The 20,876-nt window shown below is 43.4% G+C and carries 20 protein-coding genes; all 20 read right to left on the reverse strand.

The genetic code is table 11. From position 1 onward, the window contains the following. Nucleotides 1-46: 46 nt before the first annotated feature. Nucleotides 47-1,258 carry a phospholipase D-like domain-containing protein gene (locus AC622_RS12470; protein ID WP_049671352.1) on the reverse strand — a complete coding sequence of 404 codons (1,212 nt, stop codon included), beginning with the start codon at nucleotides 1,256-1,258 and terminating at the stop codon, nucleotides 47-49. A 129-nt stretch (nucleotides 1,259-1,387) separates the two neighbouring features. Next, the gene (locus tag AC622_RS12475) at nucleotides 1,388-1,819 is read right to left on the reverse strand and encodes a RicAFT regulatory complex protein RicA family protein (protein ID WP_049671353.1); all 432 of its coding nucleotides are present in this window, start codon (nucleotides 1,817-1,819) and stop codon (nucleotides 1,388-1,390) included. Beyond that, entirely contained in the window at nucleotides 1,820-3,367 is a 1,548-nt protein-coding gene (gene miaB, locus AC622_RS12480; protein ID WP_049671354.1) for a tRNA (N6-isopentenyl adenosine(37)-C2)-methylthiotransferase MiaB, read from the reverse strand. 169 nt (nucleotides 3,368-3,536) lie between these two features. Then, complete coding sequence (gene lepB, locus AC622_RS12485; protein ID WP_049671355.1) at nucleotides 3,537-4,088, reverse strand: signal peptidase I; 552 nt, start codon at nucleotides 4,086-4,088, stop codon at nucleotides 3,537-3,539. A 162-nt stretch (nucleotides 4,089-4,250) separates the two neighbouring features. Beyond that, nucleotides 4,251-5,429, reverse strand: coding sequence for a glycine C-acetyltransferase (locus AC622_RS12490; RefSeq protein WP_049671356.1), 1,179 nt, complete (start codon nucleotides 5,427-5,429; stop codon nucleotides 4,251-4,253). Nucleotides 5,430-5,469: 40 nt separating this feature from the next. Then, nucleotides 5,470-6,498 (reverse strand): L-threonine 3-dehydrogenase, encoded by a 1,029-nt coding sequence (gene tdh, locus AC622_RS12495; protein WP_049672947.1) that lies wholly within the window; start codon nucleotides 6,496-6,498, stop codon nucleotides 5,470-5,472. A gap of 240 nt (nucleotides 6,499-6,738) precedes the next feature. Next, nucleotides 6,739-7,221 (reverse strand): sortase, encoded by a 483-nt coding sequence (locus tag AC622_RS21250; RefSeq protein ID WP_197089938.1) that lies wholly within the window; start codon nucleotides 7,219-7,221, stop codon nucleotides 6,739-6,741. A gap of 118 nt (nucleotides 7,222-7,339) precedes the next feature. Further along, entirely contained in the window at nucleotides 7,340-7,603 is a 264-nt protein-coding gene (locus AC622_RS21255; RefSeq protein WP_049671358.1) for a hypothetical protein, read from the reverse strand. Nucleotides 7,604-7,829: 226 nt separating this feature from the next. Next, complete coding sequence (locus AC622_RS12510) at nucleotides 7,830-8,696, reverse strand: 2-oxoacid:ferredoxin oxidoreductase subunit beta (RefSeq protein ID WP_049671359.1); 867 nt, start codon at nucleotides 8,694-8,696, stop codon at nucleotides 7,830-7,832. Then, nucleotides 8,697-10,433, reverse strand: a complete 1,737-nt coding sequence (locus AC622_RS12515; protein ID WP_049671360.1) for a 2-oxoacid:acceptor oxidoreductase subunit alpha — start codon at nucleotides 10,431-10,433, stop codon at nucleotides 8,697-8,699. 169 nt (nucleotides 10,434-10,602) lie between these two features. Beyond that, the gene (locus AC622_RS12520; RefSeq protein ID WP_049671361.1) at nucleotides 10,603-11,517 is read right to left on the reverse strand and encodes a dipeptidase; all 915 of its coding nucleotides are present in this window, start codon (nucleotides 11,515-11,517) and stop codon (nucleotides 10,603-10,605) included. A 92-nt stretch (nucleotides 11,518-11,609) separates the two neighbouring features. After that, entirely contained in the window at nucleotides 11,610-11,870 is a 261-nt protein-coding gene (spoVS, locus tag AC622_RS12525; RefSeq protein ID WP_029281188.1) for a stage V sporulation protein SpoVS, read from the reverse strand. A gap of 135 nt (nucleotides 11,871-12,005) precedes the next feature. Continuing rightward, complete coding sequence (locus tag AC622_RS12530; RefSeq protein WP_049671362.1) at nucleotides 12,006-12,803, reverse strand: TIGR00282 family metallophosphoesterase; 798 nt, start codon at nucleotides 12,801-12,803, stop codon at nucleotides 12,006-12,008. A 110-nt stretch (nucleotides 12,804-12,913) separates the two neighbouring features. After that, nucleotides 12,914-14,473: a ribonuclease Y gene (rny, locus tag AC622_RS12535; protein WP_049671363.1), complete on the reverse strand. Its 1,560-nt coding sequence runs from the start codon at nucleotides 14,471-14,473 to the stop codon at nucleotides 12,914-12,916. 376 nt (nucleotides 14,474-14,849) lie between these two features. Further along, the gene (gene recA, locus AC622_RS12540; protein ID WP_049671364.1) at nucleotides 14,850-15,902 is read right to left on the reverse strand and encodes a recombinase RecA; all 1,053 of its coding nucleotides are present in this window, start codon (nucleotides 15,900-15,902) and stop codon (nucleotides 14,850-14,852) included. A 383-nt stretch (nucleotides 15,903-16,285) separates the two neighbouring features. Further along, on the reverse strand, nucleotides 16,286-17,524 hold the full coding sequence (locus AC622_RS12545; protein ID WP_049671365.1) for a competence/damage-inducible protein A: 1,239 nt from the start codon (nucleotides 17,522-17,524) through the stop codon (nucleotides 16,286-16,288). A 43-nt stretch (nucleotides 17,525-17,567) separates the two neighbouring features. Further along, entirely contained in the window at nucleotides 17,568-18,140 is a 573-nt protein-coding gene (gene pgsA / locus AC622_RS12550; protein ID WP_049672948.1) for a CDP-diacylglycerol--glycerol-3-phosphate 3-phosphatidyltransferase, read from the reverse strand. A gap of 97 nt (nucleotides 18,141-18,237) precedes the next feature. Then, nucleotides 18,238-19,134, reverse strand: a complete 897-nt coding sequence (locus AC622_RS12555) for a helix-turn-helix domain-containing protein (protein ID WP_049671366.1) — start codon at nucleotides 19,132-19,134, stop codon at nucleotides 18,238-18,240. Between the two features lie 27 nt (nucleotides 19,135-19,161). Next, nucleotides 19,162-19,953, reverse strand: coding sequence for a DUF3388 domain-containing protein (locus tag AC622_RS12560; RefSeq protein WP_049671367.1), 792 nt, complete (start codon nucleotides 19,951-19,953; stop codon nucleotides 19,162-19,164). A 111-nt stretch (nucleotides 19,954-20,064) separates the two neighbouring features. Further along, nucleotides 20,065-20,793 carry an elongation factor P 5-aminopentanone reductase gene (gene ymfI, locus AC622_RS12565; protein ID WP_049671368.1) on the reverse strand — a complete coding sequence of 243 codons (729 nt, stop codon included), beginning with the start codon at nucleotides 20,791-20,793 and terminating at the stop codon, nucleotides 20,065-20,067. Between the last annotated feature and the right edge of the window lie 83 nt (nucleotides 20,794-20,876).

The following is a 20,876-nucleotide window of genomic DNA, read 5'->3' on the forward strand; positions in this document are numbered from 1 at the left end:
AAAGAGCGATTCCCAATTTTGGTGTTCGCTCTTGTCGATAGGTCTATTATAAATAATAATCAACACATTTGGCAATTTTCATGAGGATTTTGTCCTTTGTCGAAAGCTTTTTGAAATAATCCAGCGTAATTTTAGATGAGTCATCCAAATCTCGCTCCACTTGATTAATGATACGATCCGTAAATGGAGAATCATCCATAAACAGCGTCATTTCATCATTTAAGCGTAAGGAGCGAGAATCAATATTCACTGTTCCAATGAGAGGGTATTTGCGATCGATCAGCACTAGCTTTCCGTGAAATATTCCCTTTTCATATTGATATACGTTCATTCCATTTTTGAGTGCCTCTTTCACAAAGGGATAAGCAGCTTGCGTGAGCATAAGGCCGTCTGAATGCTTCGGCCACATAATCGTGATTTCTACTCCCCGCTTCTTAGCCTTCTTGAGCGCATCCATGAAGTCTTCATTATCCGGGATAAAATAAGGCGTGGCAATGATAATATCCTCCTTAGCTGAATGAAAGGCCTGAATAAGATCATTGACTACCTCATACCCGCTTGAATACGATTTCAAGTAATGCGGGGTGACGCCTGCAGAAGCCCGTACCGTGTGCAGAGGCGGGGATTCTCCCGTGTTTATTTTCCAGTCATGACAGAATTGCTTTTCAAAATCCTGTATGCCTTCCCCTGTCATCCGCAGCTGATAATCATGCCAGCTTGATTTCGTATACTTCTCTCCGACGTTCATTCCGCCTGTATAAGCCACCTTGCCATCCATAATGGCTATACGGCGGTGATTACGGTGCTGAATGGTATACCAAATATGCGGAAAATGAGGATCATTGCTGTAGGTGACATGGACACCTGCTTCCTCAAGCTTCTTGAACCATGCTCGATTTCCCTTAAGAGAACCAGCGCGGTCAACAGAATAATACACCTGTACTCCTTCTTTTGCCTTTTTCTTTAATAAATCAAAGTACCGATCACTGGCTTCCCCGCTTCCAATCGAAAAGAAATGGATATACACATACTCCTTCGCCTGTTCAATATCCCGAGCGAACTGCGGATAAAATGTATCCCATTCGGTAAATAACTCGAAGTTACTCTGCCTTACGGGGTAGATAACCGGGCTGCTGTCATCCTTAGCAGCCTCCCTCCCTTTTCGAATATCATGATGAATCCAGGTTAAAAGCAGGGCCAAAAAAAGCAGGAACATCCCTAGTGCCCATAAGACTGTATATATACATTTCTTGATCATAGCTAACTCCTATTAAGCCGTTATTTTTTGTTAGTATGTACAAGAAGCCATGATTTATTGTGAATGGCAAGGGAAAGCAGAACAAAAAAAGAATCCAGTAAGGTAAAAGTACCGTACTGGATTCTTTTATTAACAGCTGTGGCTGCCCTCTTCGCTTTTTAGCTTAGAGCCTGTCTTTCCATGGAGAAGGTCACCTTCTGTGGATTTGATGATTTCGTCTGTAACCGTATTGGAAATGACGTTTGCAACCATTTGCAGCATGTCATTTACCTCCACCTGTGATTGCTTAAATTCCTGAACGACAGGAATTTCATCAAGCTCTCTTTCCACTTTCGCCAGCTTTTCCTCCGTCTTCTTCAATGCTTCTGTCTTTCCATAATGCTGGAAGTTGACCGCCTGCTTTTGAAGCCCCTTAATGACAGACATAAGTTCAGCAACCGTTTGATTGCCATTGATTTGTTCTTCTGCTCTTTTGAAGAAATCTACTTCTTCTGTTTCTGAAATCATCCGTGCTAAATCTCTTGCCTTATCAATAATTTGTTCTTTCGTGAATTTTTCCATTTATACTCCCGCCTTTACCCCTATAATTTCTGTTTCCGGCTCAACAGCAATCTCTCCATTTAGTGACCATGTTTTTGCATCGGTAATTTTGACCTTGACAATCTTGCCAATAGAAGATTTATCTCCAGCAAAGTTGACTAGCTTATTCTTCGTCGTATAGCCTGCAAGTACATCTGGATTGTTCTTGCTTTCCCCTTCAACAAGCACTTCCAGAACCTGTCCGATATATTGCTTATTTTTCTTGAGTGCCGTTTCATTGACAACAGCATTCAAGCGCTGCAGCCGTTGTTTTTTCACTTCCATCGGCACATTATCCTTCATCTTCGCTGCAGGAGTGCCCTCTCGCGGTGAATAAATAAATGTATACGCAAGATCATATTCCACTTCTTTATACAAGGAGAGTGTTTCTTCGAATTGTTCATCCGTTTCATTTGGATAACCGACAATGATATCCGTCGTTAAACTCACATCCGGAATCGCTTCCTTGATTTTCCTGACAAGCTCTAAATATTGCTCACGGGTATACTTTCGAGCCATGATCTTTAATACTTCGTTATTACCAGACTGTACAGGCAGATGGATGTGGTCCATCATATTGCCTCCCTTAGCCAGCACTTCAATCAGGTGATCATCAAAATCACGCGGATGGCTTGTCGTAAAGCGGATACGCGGTATGTCAATCTTGCGGATATCCTCCATTAAATCACCTAAACGATAATCACGGTCTTCAAAATCTTTTCCGTAAGCATTTACATTTTGACCTAGCAAGGTGATTTCCTGATATCCTTGAGCTGCCAGGCTGCGGACCTCTTGAATAATATCCTCTGGTCTCCGGCTTCGTTCCTTCCCTCGTGTGTAAGGAACGATACAATATGTACAAAACTTATCACAGCCATACATAATATTGACCCAAGCTTTAATATTTCCTTTACGCACCTTCGGAAGATTCTCGATAATATCGCCTTCCTTAGACCAAACCTCAACGACCATTTCCTTAGACATATAGGCTTCCATCAGAATTTCAGGCAAACGATGAATATTGTGAGTGCCAAAAATCATATCGACAAACGCATGCTTTTGTAGAATCTTATTAACGACTGATTCTTCCTGAGACATACATCCACATACACCGAGCAATAAATCCGGTTTATTTCTTTTTAAGCTTTTCAAGTGGCCAAGCTCACCGAATACCTTATTCTCTGCATTTTCACGGATGGCACAGGTATTCAGCAGCACCACATTAGCCTCATCCACCTTGTCCGTCGGTTCATATCCTAAAGCCATTAAGATTCCGGACATCACCTCTGTATCATGCTCATTCATTTGGCAGCCGTACGTGCGAATATAGAATTTACGCCCTTCTCCCATGCGGCTGTATTGGTCTTGGATGCTGAAATCTTGATGGTAACTTATCGTTTCTTTCCCGCGCTTCTTTGCATCCTTTAATGAAGGAGGCATATAGACAGCTTCAAAATATTTACTGTAATCCTTATCAGGTTTCTTTTCAGATTTAGCAGCGGCCGAATCTAATCGTTGCTGTTCGTTCATAAAAAATCCCCTTTCTATCCAATATCATCATCTATGGATCGAATTCCATTTGATTGGTAATAGGTAAGTTTACATTAAGTAAGTATAAAGCTTTTAGCGAAATTTCACAATATAGCACTAGAGGAAAGAAAAAGCCGTACTCAAGCAGTTGAGCACGGCTGTGACTATCCTATAAGGCAATCCCTATATCCTTAATCGGCCAATAGCGTATCTTTACTTCTCCAACAATCCGCTCCATCGGAACAAATCCGAACACACGGCTATCTTTACTATTTGGGCGATTATCTCCTAATACGAACATTTCTCCTTCCGGAACGACTTCTTCACCGGTCAGTTCCTTTAATGTGAAATCTTCCGTAAATAGACCAGCGTCATCCAGGCTGGATTTAAGCTCATCTAGATATTCTTCTTCGTATGGCTTGTCATTAATGTATAAGGTGTCATTCTTCATTTCCACTTTATCTCCAGGAAGGCCGATAATCCGTTTGACATATTTATCCGGTGAATCGGTCGCATGGAATACAACTTCGTCAAAGCGGTCGATATGGGTAATCTTGCTAAGGATGACACGATTGCCATCCTGTAGACTTGGCATCATTGATTTCCCCTTAACCGTTGTGGGTGTGAAGACAAATTGACGGCAAACAAGCACTACAATAACCGCGATTAGAATAGCCTTCAGCCATGATGCAAGTTCACTTGATACTTTACGGTTATTCATTCCTCTAACTTACTCCTTCCCCAATGATCTTTTGCAGGGCTTCTCACTCTCTCCTTACCAATATTTCCCCAAAAATCAACGAGCAAACGAAATGCCGTCAAATCCCTCGCCGAAAAATATAAAAAGCCACCTGATTCGCACCAAGTGACTTCTATTAAAACGCTATTTTATTAGCTTCAATTCCTTTCCTGCTTGTTCAAATATGCGTAACGCTTCGGCCAATTCCTCACGCGTGTGTTCTGCTGTCACGATTGTTCGGACTCTCGCTTTCCCTTTCGCAACCGTTGGGAAGACAATCCCTTGTGCAAAAACCCCATACTCAAACAATCGATCGGACAGCTCGTATGCTGCCTTGTCATCTCCGACAATGACAGGTGTTATGGGTGTCATGCTGCTTCCTGTGTCGTAGCCAAGCTTATGAAGTCCCTCTTTAAAAAACCGTGTATTCTCCCATAGTTTATCAATCAGCTCAGGCTCAGACAGCAGCACATCAATTGCTGCTATATTCGCCATCGTCACTGCGGGCGGATGGGAGGTGCTGAAGAGGAAGGGACGGCCTTTATGAATTAAATAATCAATCAAGGTCTTGGGGCCTGCCACATAGCCTCCAAGAACACCGATTGCCTTGCTTAGCGTACCGACCTGAATATGAACTCGACCGTCCAGCCCAAAATGATTGACCGTTCCTCGTCCGTTCTTTCCTAAAACACCAGAGGCATGAGCATCATCAACCATCACAAGGGCGTCATATTTCTCCGCCAATTCTACAATAGCAGGAAGGGGAGCGATATTGCCATCCATGGAGAAGACACCATCCGTTACAATCAGGCGCCTCCGATAGGATTGTGTTTCCTTCAAGGCTACTTCAAGGCTCTCCATGTTGACGTGTGAATAAACCCGGCGGGCTGCCTTTGTCAAACGTATTCCGTCAATGATTGAGGCATGGTTTAACTCATCGGAAATGACAACATCCTTTTCTGTCAAAATAGCAGAAAGAACACCTTGATTCGTCGTAAAGCCCGATTGAAAGACTAATGCCGCTTCCGTATGCTTAAATTCAGCAAGCTTTCGCTCAAGCTCTCCATGCATATTGAATGTACCCGCAATCGTCCTTACCGATCCTGTACCTGCTCCATATGTCTTGACGGCTTCCAGTGCTGCCTCACGCAGCCTAGGATGAGCTGTTAAGCCCAGATAATTATTTGATGATAATTGAATAACCGATTTCCCATCAATTTGAACCTTCGACCCTTGAGCCGTTTCCAAATGCACGAGTGTGCGAAACACCCCTTTTTCCTTCATATCATCAAGCTCAGCCTGCAAATACTCAAAACCCTTCATCCCCAATTCCTCCTCACTAATCATTTATCGTTACCTTTCATTATGGCAATAAGACTACCTTGCCGCACTGCCCTTTGATCATCAAATCAAAGCCTTTCTCAAACTCCTCGAGCGGAAATTGATGTGTAATGACCTTTCCAGCATCTACTAAGCCTGATTCCAATAACCGAGAGACTTGTTCCCATGTCTTAAACATCTGTCTTCCTGTAATACCTTGTACCGTCAACCCCTTAAACACAATATCATCCGTAATATTAATAGAAACCGGCTTGACAGGAAGACTTAGAATAGAAACCCTTCCGCCATTTGTCGCCATCTTAAATCCTTGATTGATGGCTTCTGGATGACCGCTCATTTCACAAACGACATCGACACCATATCCATCTGTCAACCGCTTCATTTGGTTTAAAACATCTTCCTTTGCAGAGTTAACGACAGCACTCGCTCCCATGCCTTTGGCAAGCTCCAATCGATATTCATTCACATCAAGTGCAATCACCTTCGATGCACCAGCGGCTTTAGCTACTCCCACTGCCATAATGCCAATTGGTCCGCACCCGATGATGGCAACGCTCTTGCCGGTAACCTCTCCTGAGAGAACCGTATGAACGGCATTTCCCATCGGCTCTTGTATTGAAGCCATGGCAGCCGGCATATCCTTCGGGTTTACCCATACATTCTTTGCCGGAAGGGCTACATATTCAGCAAAGCAGCCTTGTGTATCCACCCCAATAATTTTTGTTTCCTGACAAATATGGAATTGCCCTGTCATGCATTGAGGACATCTCCCGCAAATAATATGGGTTTCTGCCGATACATTCTCCCCTATTTGGATACCCGAAACAGCAGCCCCCACTTCCACAACTTCACCTGAGAATTCATGTCCGAACGCATAAGGGGGATTCACTCTGTTCTTGGCCCAGTCATCCCACGTATAAATATGCACATCTGTTCCGCAAATGGAGGTGGCCTTCACTTTAATGAGCACCTCATCATCCTGGATTGATGGAATATCAATCATTGCTAATTCAGCACCATAACCCCTTTTGGTTTTTACAATTGCCTTCATTTTCCCATCCAACTTGCATACACATCCTTTACGACAGCTCAATATCACAGAAATTTTAGAATAGTTACCATCTTTTGTAAAGGGCGTTTCCTCCCTGTATAGACAACTGCCTCTATGATGGATATTTTTTTATGATAATTTTTCCAGACATCTCCCTATACAGGGCAAATAATGATGCTTCTCTGCTTATTTCAAGGCAAAAAAAAGAACTGTCATGATCCATTTAGATCATGCAGTTCCTCATCTCTCTTCCTTATTGGCGATAACAACAATCCTTCCCGCTCCATCACATGTGCTTGTGACAAGTGCCAGCTGCTCATTGATTTCATCGAGCAAATCCTCTTGTTCGTCCTTATCAATGATGCAAATATTTGTTACCTCATATATGTATGTTTGTTGAAAATCAATAATCTCAACCTGATCTTTCACCTCAAGCCTTGTCAGCTTATTAAATAACGGACCCGAATCAGTCGTTCTAAATCCGGCAATCACGATATTGCCTCCTTCATTCGGATAGGCCGTCTCCACTAAATGCCCCACCGCATTCTGTAAGTCTTTCTGAAGGACCCCCTCCACAATTGGAATTTCCAAGCCAAGCTTGTGAATAATCAATTGACCGATGATGTCTCCATCCTCATATGGCGGTTCTGTGATCTTATTCTTATTATCGTTTTTCCCGCTCTGTTGATTCTCAGCACTGCTGGAAATCTGACCTTCCTCCACTTCATAGACCTCCTGTGCTAAGTACCTATCCCTTATAACATTTACCAAAGGAGATAACAAAAGATACAGCCCTATAAAAGACAGCAGTAAAATCACTATTCTTTTGTTTGTCATCATGTCAATCCCCTCCTGAGCTGTACAGAAGCCACGCAAGCAATAAACAAATGGCACCGGTAAATTGCCTAATATACGGCTTATCAAAGCCCAGGATGGAAAAAAGACCAAACAGGCTATCTTCCTGTAATTCCCCTTCGTCAATTTCATTCCAGTAAAAACTTATCTTTGCCTCGGCATTTGAATGATAAGAATCCCCGTTATTAATAATCAAGACGGATACAGATAGAAACATGGCTGCAGTAAAAATCATTGCTGTCTTATTCATACAGATTCTGCCTTTCATACGACATTCATAAAAAAGTATATTTATACTCTATTTCCCCTGAAGCAATGGTACAAACAGCTAAAATTATCCCTCTCTTGGCAATCACTGTATAATCCCTGCTTATGAAAGATTCGCAGGAACAGGAAAAGCATAATAAAAGGCAGGAGCGCCCTGGATTATCGCGTTCCTGCCTAATATATATTGATGAAGAAAGATTAGGATTCCATTACATGAATTCCGCGGTTAGGCGATCAAAATCATCCTGTGTTAAGGTTAAATTTGCTTCGGATAATGGTTCTTCTGAATAGCCGGATACCAATTCCTGATAAGATGGCTGTTCAGTATTTTGATAGATTAAGCCCGTCACGAGCCCATCATGCTGCATTAATGTCTGCATGGCCATTTCCTTATTATGAGGGTCATAACCTTCAATTGTGCTTAACTTTGTTAAATTCTCCTTAAACCAATCATACGTATTGATTTTGTTATACGTGACACAAGGACTGAACACATTAATCAAGGAGAATCCCTTATGACGGATTCCGGCCTCTATCAGTGCAGTTAAGTCCTTCAAATCACTGGAGAAGCTTTGCGCAACAAAGGTTGCTCCAACTGACAGAGCCATTTCCATCGGTGAGATGGCTTGTTCAATGGAGCCTGACGGTGTTGATTTTGTCTTAAAGCCGGCAGCGGACCGCGGGGATGTTTGTCCCTTTGTTAATCCATAGATTTGGTTATCCATGACGATATAGGTAATATCAATATTTCGCCGTATAGCATGGACCGTGTGCCCCATTCCAATGGCGAAGCCGTCCCCATCCCCGCCTGAGGCAAGAACGGTCAATTCACGGTTTGCCATCTTGACCCCTTGTGCTATAGGGAGGGATCTGCCGTGAATGCTATGAAATCCATAGGACTGAATATAACCTGAAATACGGCCTGAACAGCCAATCCCTGAAATAACGGCTAATTGATCCGGTTCAAGGCCAACATTAGCTGCAGCCCTCTGAATAGATGCCTGAACAGAGAAATCTCCACAGCCAGGGCACCAGTTTGGTTTGACATTATTGCGAAAATCCTTGAATGTAGCCAATTAAACCAGCTCCTTGCATGTAAAATATACTTCATTCGGCAAGAAAGGATTGCCATCATATTTCAATACCTTCGTCATTTTATGAGCATGGCCGACATTCATCTTCATCAGATTAGTCAATTGGCCTGTTGCGTTATTTTCGACGACAACGACTCTTTTCGCTTTCTCAATATGCGGCAGAATCTCCGAGCTTGGAAACGGGTGAATGAGCCTGACATGGACATGATTAACCTTCACGCCATCAGCCTCAAGGCGCTCCATCACTTCCTCAATCACTCCCCTTGTTGAGTTAAACCCAACGAAAAGAAAATCTGCCTCTTCATGCGGAGCATGGACATGAAGGGGGTTCTTGAAATGGACGGATTCAATCTTCCTCATACGCTTATCCATTTGAGCTACACGGTTAGAAGCTACCTCAGATGGCTTTCCAGTCTCATCATGCTCTACGCCTGTCACATGGTGAATCCCATTCTTCATACCTGGCAATGTTCGTGGAGATATGCCGTCTTCTGTCACTTCATATCGTTTGAAATAGGACTTATCTGTTATCTCCGGCAACTCATCTTGTATCAATTTACCGCGTCTGACCTCAACCCGGCTGAAATCAAGCGGTTCAACAGTCTGCTTGCCTAAAGACAGCTGCAAATCGGATAAGACGATGACAGGGCATTGGTATTCCTCTGCCAAATTAAAAGCCTCTACGGTATCATAGAAGGCCTCCTGAACGGTGCTTGGCGCTACGACAATCTTTGGAATCTCTCCATGGGTGCCATAGATCATGGCCATCAAATCGGATTGTTCCTGTTTCGTCGGCATTCCGGTAGAAGGGCCTCCCCTTTGCGTATCAACAATGACTAACGGTGTTTCGGTAATTCCGGACAGACCGATGGCCTCCATCATGAGTGAAAGGCCTGGACCCGCAGATGCGGTCAAGCTGCGGACTCCTGCATAGTTGGCGCCAATAGCCATCGTACAAGCGGCAATTTCATCCTCAGTCTGGATGACCGTGCCGCCGAACTTTGGTAAATGTTTAATTAAATATTCCATAATTTCGGATGCCGGCGTGATTGGGTAGGCCGCCATAAAGCGCGCTCCTCCTGCAAGAGCACCCATTGCTATCGCATCATTGCCAATCATGAACAAACGCTTCTGGCCATCTGCTTCCGCTAATTGCAGCACACCTGCCTTGTCGCCCATCTTCTCAATCATATGGTCATAGCCTGCCTTGACAGCATTTAAGTTCTTCTCGACAATCTGTGGTCCTTTACGGCCGAAAATCTCATCAATTACCTCAGTGAAGACGCCAATATTCAGGCCTAGCACAGCGCTGGACGCTCCGATAGCCACCATATTCTTCATCAAGGATGTCCCTAAATCCTGGGCGATTTCCGTAAAAGGAACCGCATATAACACGGCATTTGTATCCGCCGGTGCCACAGGACCAAATTTAGCATCCGCTAATATGATCCCATTGCTATGTAATTCCTTATAGTTAACATCTATTGTTTCTTGATCAAATGCAACCAGAACATCTAAATCATCTGCAATGGAGCGTATTTCTTTCGTACTGACCCTGATCTTATTATTCGTATGACCGCCCTTGATTCGAGAAGAAAAATGACGGTACCCGTATAAATAATAGCCTAGCCGATTTAAAGCAATCGAAAATATTTCTCCTGTACTTTCTATGCCCTCGCCTTGCTGCCCTCCAACTTTCCATGAAAGTTGATCGATCATTTGCCCTACACCCCTTCTATTCCATCAGAAATACGTACATGAAATCTCTTATGAATATACTTCCAAATCTATCAAAAGAAACCATCTAAACGTATTTAATATTAAGGGCAGACCATAAAAAGCGCAACCCTTTTCAGACAATTTGTCAAAAAATTATAAAAATATAACCTCAAAAGCGGTTCGTGAAATTCTTATACAAGAAACCTTGTACATCTTCCTCAGCGTAATGTCTCAGCAATTCATTGATCAAGTTTTCATAGGACTCTATTCTTTCCAAGCCAATAACCGTATTATCAATCCCATCAAAGTCAGATCCAAAACCAATATGCTTGACCCCTCCAAGTGAGCATATATGCTCTACATGCTGAATCACATCAGAAATACGCGCGTTCGGTCTATTTGTAAGGAATTCTGGGACAAACGTAATTCCAATTGGACTCCCGTGGTGAATAAGCGCTTGAATTTGTTCATCCGTCAGGTTTCGAGGATGAGGTCTAATGGATTGACAATTAGAATGAGAGGCAATGATTTTGTTATGAAGTGTAAGGCAATCCCAAAAACCCGCTTCTGAAAGATGGGATACATCACACCAGCAGTTTCTTTCGCTTAGAAGCGAAACAGCTTGCTTCCCGAGTCTTGTCAGCCCTCCGTTTCGCTCTTCTAGTACTCCGTCAGCAAGAGCGTTAGCATGATTCCACGTCAACCCGACAGAGCGGACTCCTAGTCTAAGGAGCGTTCGTAAACGCAATAGATCCTGCTCAATACAATCACAGCCCTCAAGAGCCAAAACAGCTCCTATCTCTCCGTTTTTCAAGGAGAAAAGATCCTCTTCTTGCTGAATAAACGTCAAGCCCGCTCCCTTTATGATTCGCTCAAAAAAAAGCTCAATCATCGTTAAAGCCGCTTCAAACCGCATGGAAGGATGAATCGCTTCTGGTACATAAATGGCAAAGACCTGCACTTTTATTCCAGCCTTCACCATCCCGGCCTTTGTTACCTGCAAGGAAGAAGCTTGAATAAAATCAATCTTTGGTTCCAGCAGCGTTTTCATTAAAACATCACAATGAGCATCAAATATCTTCATCCCCGGACCCTCCTAAAAAGCAACAAAAAAGAGCATCCCCTTATGAAGTCGATATCCTAAACATCACTTCATGAGTCCGCTCTATCCATTGCTTACCTGGGCTCAATAATCAATTTTATCGCTGTTCGTTCCTCGCCATCGATCAAAATATCTGTGAATGCTGGAATACAAATCAAATCAACGCCGCTTGGCGCGACAAACCCCCTTGCAATCGCCACTGCCTTTACTGCCTGATTGAGAGCTCCAGCTCCTATTGCCTGGATTTCTGCTGCACCTCTTTCACGCAATACACCTGCCAGTGCTCCGGCAACAGAATTTGGATTCGATTTCGCTGATACTTTTAATATTTCCATTTCTGGTCCTCCTCATCTTATTCCAATACATGTCCCCTGGTGGAATTGCATTTTCTGTTAACTATATTCAAAGGGCGGATGAGTTATGCCATACAAAAAGGACCGGCCATAAATAGCCGGTCCCCCAATGCTTGATTAATAGAAGAATGGATGGTCCTCATTGATTAAGATTCTTTCTGTTTTAACTGCCTTGCCTGTTTTTGGGTCTAAATCAATAATGACCCCGCTCAAGATGGCACGGCCGTCTTTTGGCACTTCAAAACGCACTGGCATAGACGTGAGGAACTTTTTAATAACCGCTTCTCTTTCCATCCCTAAAATACCATCATACGGACCTGTCATCCCGACGTCTGACATGTAAGCTGTACCATTTGGCAGAATGCGATTATCCGCTGTCTGTACATGTGTATGGGTTCCTACAACCGCAGATACCCGGCCGTCTAAATACCAGCCCATTGCCTGCTTTTCACTTGTGGCTTCCGCATGGACGTCAACAAAAATAAATGGCGTGCGCTTTGCCGCCTCGTCCACTAGTTTATCAGCGGCCAAAAACGGATCATCCAATGCCGGCATAAACGTTCTCCCCTGAACACTGATGACGGCCAATTCATATTGATTCATCTTAATGAATTTAAGTCCTGACCCAGGTGTTCCTTCTGGGAAATTCGCTGGGCGAACTAAGTATTTCGCCTCACCGATAAATTCAAAGATATCTCGGTTATCCCAAGAATGATTGCCAAGTGTGATCATATTTGCACCATACTCGAGTAATTCCTTGTATATCTTCTCTGTGATTCCCCGACCTGCTGCTGCGTTCTCACCATTGATAATGACAAATTGCGGACGGTATTTATCCTTCAGTTTTCCAAGATATTCTTTTACCATATTTCTACCCGGCGAACCGACAACATCGCCGATAAATAATAACCTCATTTGCTTGAATTCCTTTCTTAACCTCGGTTGCTTTAGCTCTAGCATCTCACAAAAGACAAAGCTTAGCCTAAGGGATTATTCAAAAAAATAAAGCGGTGAAAATCACCGCTTTATTTTGCATATTCAACTGCTCTTGTTTCACGAATAACGGTTACCTTGATATGTCCTGGGTAATCCAACTCATCCTCTATCCGTTTGCGGATATCCCGCGCCAGTCGATGCGCTTCTAAATCGTCAATGCTTTCAGGCTTGACCATAATCCGCACTTCACGTCCAGCTTGGATAGCAAATGATCGCTCAACACCCTCATAAGATTCTGAGATATCTTCGAGTTTCTCAAGACGGCGAATATAATTTTCCAGCGTCTCGCTTCTCGCACCAGGACGAGCTGCTGATAATGCATCAGCTGCCGCGACAAGAATCGCAATAATCGATTGTGGTTCTGTGTCTCCATGATGGGAAGCAATACTATTGATGACAACCGGATGCTCCTTATATTTCGTCGCCAGCTCGACTCCAATCTCAACATGACTTCCTTCCACTTCATGGTCAATTGCTTTCCCAATATCATGAAGTAAGCCCGCACGTTTAGCTAGGGTAACATCCTGACCCAGCTCCGCGGCCATAAGACCGGAGAGATAAGCAACCTCCATGGAATGCTTAAGCACGTTTTGACCATAGCTCGTACGATAACGAAGGCGGCCCAAGATTTTAATTAAATCTGGATGCAAGCCATGAACACCCACTTCAAATGTGGTTTGCTCTCCAATCTCGCGGATATGCTCATCCACTTCTCTTCTGGCTTTATCCACCATTTCTTCAATACGTGCTGGATGGATGCGTCCGTCCTGAACAAGCTTTTCAAGGGCAAGCCTTGCTGTTTCCCGACGGATTGGATCGAAACCTGACAAAATAACAGCTTCAGGTGTATCATCGATGATTAAATCGATCCCTGTAAGCGTCTCAAGCGTACGAATATTTCGCCCTTCACGTCCGATAATCCGGCCCTTCATCTCATCATTAGGCAGATTGACGACTGAAACCGTCGTTTCTGCGACATGGTCAGCAGCACAACGCTGAATGGCAAGTGACAAGATTTCACGCGCTTTTTTGTCCGCCTCTTCCTTCGCTCGGTTTTCGCTTTCTTTAATCATGACCGCGATGTCATGTGAAAGATCCTTTTCTACCCGATCAAGGATGATGGATTTTGCTTCTTCTCTAGTCAGGCTCGAAATTCGTTCAAGTTCAGATTGCTGAGCTCGAATTATCTCATCCACTTTGCTTTCCATCTGTTCAATATGCTGTTGTCTTTGGTTTAGAGAATCTTCCTTTTTCTCAAGAACAGATTCACGTTTATCCTGTGAATCTGCTTTGCGGTCAAGATTCTCTTCTTTTTGCAGAATTCGGTTTTCCTGTCTCTGTAATTCAGCTCGTCTTTCACGAACCTCCTTTTCAGCATCAGTCCGAAGTTTATGAATTTCATCCTTTGCTTCCAAAAGGGATTCCTTCTTCAAGGCATCCGCTTCCCGTTTTGCGTCTTCAATAATTTTTTCAGCCGCATTTGTTGCACCGGAAATTTTGGATTCCGCTATGGATTTTCTTAACAAATAGCCAACAACTGCACCAACAATTAGGCCAAGCAAAATGGAGATGATAGTGATTGGATCCATCAATACACCTCCTCTTGCTATAATCTTTTTTAATCTCTTTTACTACATTTTCACTCTTGCTTGTACATCGCTTTTAAAATATACAGCATCATTAATATCACGCATGTCTTTTAAAAAGAAATTAATACATTTCTATTGTAAAGTTATGAAAATTTGTTGTCAAGAGCAAGTCAGAACGCGACTCAGGCTCATTTTCCGAAAATAAAGAAATTATATTCACTCAATCGTTTCTTTCCATGATATTTCCATCTTTTCAAATTTGTGAAAACAAAATTACGCTGATTCAATAAGACAGCTCTATTCTTGCACCCCTCTTAAATTACTGATGGTAAAAAAGAGGCGCCAAAAAATCGGCTGCCTCTTTCACAGTAATTCCTTATTCTGAAAGGTCGAAACCATCTAGTGCTTCATCATCTTCTCGAGATGCTTCAATAGCTGCATCAGTGTCTAAGCCATATTCTGCACGGATTTTTTGTGTAATTTCCGCACGGATATCTGGATTTTCCTTCAAGAATAGCTTGGCGTTCTCACGGCCTTGTCCAAGGCGTTCGTTATTATACGCATACCAAGAACCGCTCTTTTGAACGACATCCAGCTCTGAGCCAATATCAATGACTTCTCCTTCTCTTGAAATTCCTTCTCCATACATGATGTCAACTTCAGCCACACGGAATGGCGGCGCAACCTTGTTTTTGACAATCTTGATCTTCGTTCTGTTTCCGACGATATCATTGCCTTGTTTCAGCTGCTCAGCACGTCTTACTTCAAGTCGAATTGTAGAGTAGAATTTAAGCGCACGTCCGCCAGGAGTTGTTTCAGGGTTTCCGAACATAACTCCGACCTTCTCACGGATTTGGTTGATGAAGATGGCAATCGTATTAGATTTGTTGATTGCCCCTGATAATTTACGCAAAGCTTGAGACATTAAGCGCGCTTGCAAACCAACGTGAGCGTCACCCATCTCCCCTTCAATCTCTGCTTTTGGAACAAGAGCCGCAACGGAGTCAACAACGATAATATCAACTGCCCCGCTTCGTACTAAAGCTTCAGCAATCTCAAGCGCTTGTTCGCCTGTGTCTGGCTGTGAAAGCAATAATTCATCAATATTTACCCCAAGCTTTTGTGCATAAGCAGGGTCTAGTGCATGCTCAGCATCGATAAATGCTGCTTGTCCGCCTTGAGCCTGAACTTCAGCAATTGCATGCAAAGCAACTGTTGTCTTACCAGAACTCTCTGGTCCGTAGATTTCAATGATTCTTCCCCGCGGATATCCGCCGACACCAAGAGCCGCATCCAATGTTAAGGAACCACTTGGGATGGTCGATACCTTTCTGTCAGCTCTTTCTCCTAATTTCATGACTGAACCTTTACCAAATTGCTTCTCGATTTGTTTTAGCGCCATATCCAGCGCAGCTTGACGATCACTCACTATTTATTTCCTCCCCATATCTATATGAAAACAATTGCCTATAATCTTGTTAGAACATATCTATACTATACCTCATCCACGTCCATTTGCCAAGTAAAAAACCGAACATTTATTCGCATAGTTTTCGTCCAGCAATATAGGCTGAAAAGGCGATATTCCCTATATATATTTGTCTTTTCCCAGCAAAAAATGAACTGGATGTTCATTTTACTTGATTAAGAAACAATAAGAAACATTGCAGCAGACAAAAAGAAAAGGAACTAAGAAGCATCTTCTAAGTCCCTTTTCACAATAGCTCTGTTATCTTACGGGTTGATTTTCGTTTCAGTCGGAGGCGATCCTAAGCTGCGCTCGGGGAGCCTTCATAATCAATCAATTCCTGCTTATTGTTTCAGCTCATGCACCAAGAAGTGACAGCCATATTTCATACTGCGTACCCGGTTTCCTTCACGCATTCCGCCAAGATTTAATTTCTTGGCGAAAGGCTTTCTGCCTGGCAAAGAGAGGCCTATATAGACAGTCCCAACCGGATTTCCTTCCAATTCATTCGGGCCTGCTACGCCAGTAAAACTGATACCGACATCAGAGCCAAGCAGATTTTTGATGTTTTCGGCCATCTCGATTGCACAAGCCTCACTGACAACTCCATGCTCGTTAATGGTTGATTCTTTGATTTGAAGGAGTTTTTGCTTAGCTTCATTCGTGTAGCAGACAATCCCGCCTTTCAAGATGAGACCCGCTCCAGGAATTCGTGTGAGTTCTTCCTGGAACATGCCTCCTGTCAGGCTTTCCGCTGCAGAGATTGTCCATTCACGTTCCTTCAATAAGGCGATGGCTTCTTTCATGAGTGTTGTATCATTATACCCATAGAAATATTGCCCTGTACGGCTGAGAATCTCCTCTTCTGTCTTTCTGATCAGCTCTTCAGCTCCCGCAGCTGTTTCATGCTTGGCTGTAATTCGAAGAGTAACCTCTCCATTCGCCGCCAAAGGGGCAATGGTCGGATTCGTCTGTGCATCAAGGAGATCCTCGATATCGGTTTCAAGCTGGGATTCCCCGATTCCGAAAAAGCGGAGAACTCTTGATTCGATCCGCTCCCTTCTTCCCATATCCTTCAAAAGAAATGGCTCTAAGTAATCTTTATACATCGGCTGCATTTCGCTTGGCGGCCCGGGAAGAAGCACATGAATAATATTCCCATGAGAAACGGCCATCCCAGGAGCCATACCGTGATTATTAGGCAGGATTTCAGAGCCCTCGATCACGAGAGCCTGCTTGCGGTTATTCTCCGTCATCGGGCGTCCGACCTTCGCGAAGTAATCTTCAATGTTCTCCATTGATTTATAATCTGTAATCAAGGTCTTCCCTATGTATTCAGCAACGGTTTCCTTCGTCAAATCATCCTTGGTCGGTCCGAGGCCTCCAGTGTATATAATCAGGTCAGCTCTCTGCTCCGCTGTCTCAATGGCTTGTCTCAATCGTTCTTGATTATCTCCTACCACTGTGTGGAAATAAACATTCACACCAATCTCTGCTAAGCCTTTGGAGATAAATTGCGCATTTGTATTGGCAATCTGGCCAAGCAGCAATTCTGAACCCACGCCTATAATCTCAGCATTCATTCCATACACCTTCCATTCAGCGAATTATATGGGAATGATACCCTTATTTTGAATTTGAAAACGCATGTTTATTCTTTGCAAAGTAGTCCCACCCAGACCAAATTGTAAAGAATAAAGCTACATAAAGGGCAAGGTCAGCAAACGGAAATGAAATCCATTCAAACGGCAGATTATGAAGCAGCAAAGCTGAGATGGCAATAATCTGTGTCCATGTTTTGATCTTGCCCAGCTGGTTGGCAGCAACGACTTCTCCTCCGCCGGCCAAAATAAGACGCAGGCCGGTTACAGCAAATTCACGACTGATAATTAAAATGACAATCCATGCAGGCGCTGCATGCAAATCAACTAGGATAATTAAAGCGGCAGATACGAGCAGCTTGTCCGCTAAAGGATCCAGAAACTTTCCAAGGTTGGTAACGAGGTTATGCTTTCTAGCGTAGTATCCATCAACCCAGTCTGTCGTTGAGGCAATAATGAAAATCAGGGCACCGACAAAATGAGCGATTGGAAGCTCTACTCCGTTGATTGTCCAAACTCCCCAATCAAGCATCATGATGATGATGAAAATAGGAATCATACAAATTCTTGATACAGTAATCTTATTTGGTAAATTCACTTGATGTTCCTCACTTTGCTTTTTATTTTCCTGGCATGCCTGCCTATTATGTATAAGGAAAGATGAGAAGGCCATCACCATTGATGACCTCCTGCGGTTATTCCTTCGTGTAATTAATGGTAATGTTTTGAACGATGGAATCTGATGCATAGTCAACTTTCTCATCATTGACATATACTTCTGTATCTGTTGAGCGTCCAATATTCAAGGTGATTTTGGTGTCGTCTGTTTGGTCAAATTCCTGAGGATTGTCGGCTGTAATCATATTATTAAACAGCGTCTTTCCGTTTGAATCCCTCACAGTAACCCACGTCTCGCCTGTAGATTTGACAGATACCTTAAACTCGTCAGCATTCGATAATTCATATGTGGAGGAATTACCGCTTGAAGAGGCTAGTTTGAGCTCACCGGCAGCTGCTTCATTCTCTTTATCATCCTCAGTATCCGCCTCATCTTCTTTGGCTGGCTTCTCGTCTTCTGTTGTTTCCTCTGTTGCCTTCTCCTCTGTATCAGGAGCATTGTTTTTTCCTTGTTCAACCTGAACCTGCTGGTTGCTTTCATTTGGCGTTTCGCTTCCATCGTTATTGCTGATTGCCTTGGCCACGAAATAATAGATCACCGCAGCAACGGCGATTAGGACAACGGCAATCAAGATCTTCGGAAGAAGGTCAACCCATTTAGAGTCCTGAACAGCGATTGATGTTGACTTTTTGGATTGAACACGAGAAAGATTTTGTGGAACTTCCTCCTGCTGGACTGCCTTTGGAATATCCGTCTGATGCTCTGCAAATAATTGCTCCGCATCCAAGCCAACCGCTTCTGCATATTGTTTAATGAAGGCACGGACGTAGAACTTGCCTGGCATCATGTCATAGTTTCCCTCTTCAATTCCAACTAAATACCGCTTCTGTATTTTGGTGATTTGCTGTAAATCATCCAATGACAGCCCCTTGTCTTCACGAGCTTCTTTTAATATTTTTCCTAGTTCAGTCATTTAAACACCTTCTACTCACTATAGTTCTTAAAATTCAAACGAACCAAATTCTGATTCACCAAAAAGAGGCTGATTATTGACAGTCTCATAGGTGATGACCTCATTTGGGTCATTGCGGAGTTCAATAATATAATCAAAATCATTCATCGTATACTCAGAATTTTGTATAAATACATCTGGGTGTTCAATCACTTTGATTGCATCAAGCCTCATAATTTCCCGGACAAGCTGCCAATGCTTTTCATTAGCTCTTCTTGTCGATACGATTCCATCTAAAATAAATAAATTGTTTTCGTTGTACTCATCCTCGATCAATTGATTGCGCACGGTTTGTTTTAGCAGGGTCGAGGACACAAACAGCCAGCGCTTATTGGCACACACGCTTGCCGCTACAATCGATTCGGTCTTTCCAACACGCGGCATACCCCGGATGCCAATCATTTTATGTCCTTCCTGCTTAAAGAGCTCTGCCATGAAATCGACAAGCAGCCCTAAATCCTCCCGTTCAAAACGGAAGGTTTTGCGGTCATCCGCGTCACGTTGTATGTACCGGCCGTGTCTGACAGCTAAGCGGTCTCTCAGCTTGGGTTCTCTCAATTTCGTTACCTTTATCGTGTCCATTGTATTTAAAATTGATTCGAGCCTCTCGATTTGACGATGATCTTTCGCGAGAAGGAGCATGCCCCTCCGTCCTTCATCAACACCATTGATTGTTACGATATTAATGGAAAGCATCCCCAACAATGACGAAATGTCCCCTAGCAGACCGGGACGGTTAATTTGAATCTCGTACTCAAAATACCATTCTTTCTTCTCCATTTCGTCCCCTCCAAAGGAAAAATCATTTGACAAATTCCCTCAATATTTTCCTTAAGTCTAATCATATCTGATTTCCAGTGGACTGAAAAGTAAAAAAACCAATCTGACACTTTAGGCTGTGCTCCATCCCCCATTCACAGACAAAACCTGCCCTGTCATATAGGCAGCATCCTCTGATAGCAGGAAGGATACCGCACCTGCTACCTCCTCAGGACGGCCAAGTCTTCCCATTGGAATTTCTTCAGCCAATCCGCTCAATTCTTCCTCGTCAAAATGAGCGAGCATCGGTGTTGAAATCGCACCCGGTGATACGGCATTTACTCGTATCCCTGAGGGAGCTACTTCTTTTGCCAGTGCCTTCACGAACGTATTCTGCCCGCCTTTAACCATAGAGTATAGCACTTCACAGGAGGCACCTATTTCCCCCCAGATAGATGTAACAGCAATAATATTCCCAGCCCGCTTTTGAATAAGCCTGCCTAACAGCCCTTTCGAAATTAAGAACGGGGCTGTCACATGGAGCGTTATCATCCTCCGGGCTTCTTCATCAGACATATCTGTCACTAGGCCAAAATAGCTGTCACCGCTGTTCAGAATCACCGCATCAAGGTCTGAAACCCGTTTCACAATAGGCAGATGCCCATCTTGGCAGCTCAAGTCAGCCTGAATCAATTCTATCTTAACCGAATACTGCTCGAGCTCTTTTTCTAGTGCATGAATTCCGGCTTCGTTTTGGTGATAGTGTAAATATAGATTCCAGCCCTCTGATGCCATCCGGCGGGCAATAGCACGGCCGATTCCTCCGCTGGCACCCGTGATGAGCGCGAATTTTTCTGACATCTTACCATACCCCTTACTTCAATAAACACTAACAATCCTTTTCATTATAAAGGTTGGCGGCTAAAAGGAAAACCATCAATCTC

This window comes from Bacillus sp. FJAT-27916, assembly GCF_001183965.1.
Taxonomy (GTDB): Bacteria; Bacillota; Bacilli; order Bacillales; family Pradoshiaceae; genus Pradoshia.

Bases quoted from the DNA above. Each gene is read 5' to 3' on its own strand.
- rny (WP_049671363.1), bottom strand. From the start codon at position 14,473: ATGGATCCAATCACTATCATCTCCATTTTGCTTGGCCTAATTGTTGGT.
- tdh (WP_049672947.1), bottom strand. From the start codon at position 6,498: ATGAAGGCAATTGTAAAAACCAAAAGGGGTTATGGTGCTGAATTAGCA.
- lepB (WP_049671355.1), bottom strand. From the start codon at position 4,088: ATGAATAACCGTAAAGTATCAAGTGAACTTGCATCATGGCTGAAGGCT.
- AC622_RS12490 (WP_049671356.1), bottom strand. From the start codon at position 5,429: ATGAAGGGTTTTGAGTATTTGCAGGCTGAGCTTGATGATATGAAGGAA.
- AC622_RS12560 (WP_049671367.1), bottom strand. From the start codon at position 19,953: ATGGAGAAGAAAGAATGGTATTTTGAGTACGAGATTCAAATTAACCGT.
- AC622_RS12475 (WP_049671353.1), bottom strand. From the start codon at position 1,819: ATGGAAAAATTCACGAAAGAACAAATTATTGATAAGGCAAGAGATTTA.
- miaB (WP_049671354.1), bottom strand. From the start codon at position 3,367: ATGAACGAACAGCAACGATTAGATTCGGCCGCTGCTAAATCTGAAAAG.
- AC622_RS12555 (WP_049671366.1), bottom strand. From the start codon at position 19,134: ATGACTGAACTAGGAAAAATATTAAAAGAAGCTCGTGAAGACAAGGGG.
- ymfI (WP_049671368.1), bottom strand. From the start codon at position 20,793: ATGTCAGAAAAATTCGCGCTCATCACGGGTGCCAGCGGAGGAATCGGC.
- AC622_RS12545 (WP_049671365.1), bottom strand. From the start codon at position 17,524: ATGAATGCTGAGATTATAGGCGTGGGTTCAGAATTGCTGCTTGGCCAG.
- spoVS (WP_029281188.1), bottom strand. From the start codon at position 11,870: ATGGAAATATTAAAAGTATCAGCGAAATCGAATCCAAATTCTGTTGCC.
- AC622_RS12520 (WP_049671361.1), bottom strand. From the start codon at position 11,517: ATGAAGATATTTGATGCTCATTGTGATGTTTTAATGAAAACGCTGCTG.
- AC622_RS12530 (WP_049671362.1), bottom strand. From the start codon at position 12,803: ATGAGGTTATTATTTATCGGCGATGTTGTCGGTTCGCCGGGTAGAAAT.
- AC622_RS12515 (WP_049671360.1), bottom strand. From the start codon at position 10,433: ATGATCGATCAACTTTCATGGAAAGTTGGAGGGCAGCAAGGCGAGGGC.
- AC622_RS12470 (WP_049671352.1), bottom strand. From the start codon at position 1,258: ATGATCAAGAAATGTATATATACAGTCTTATGGGCACTAGGGATGTTC.
- AC622_RS21255 (WP_049671358.1), bottom strand. From the start codon at position 7,603: ATGAATAAGACAGCAATGATTTTTACTGCAGCCATGTTTCTATCTGTA.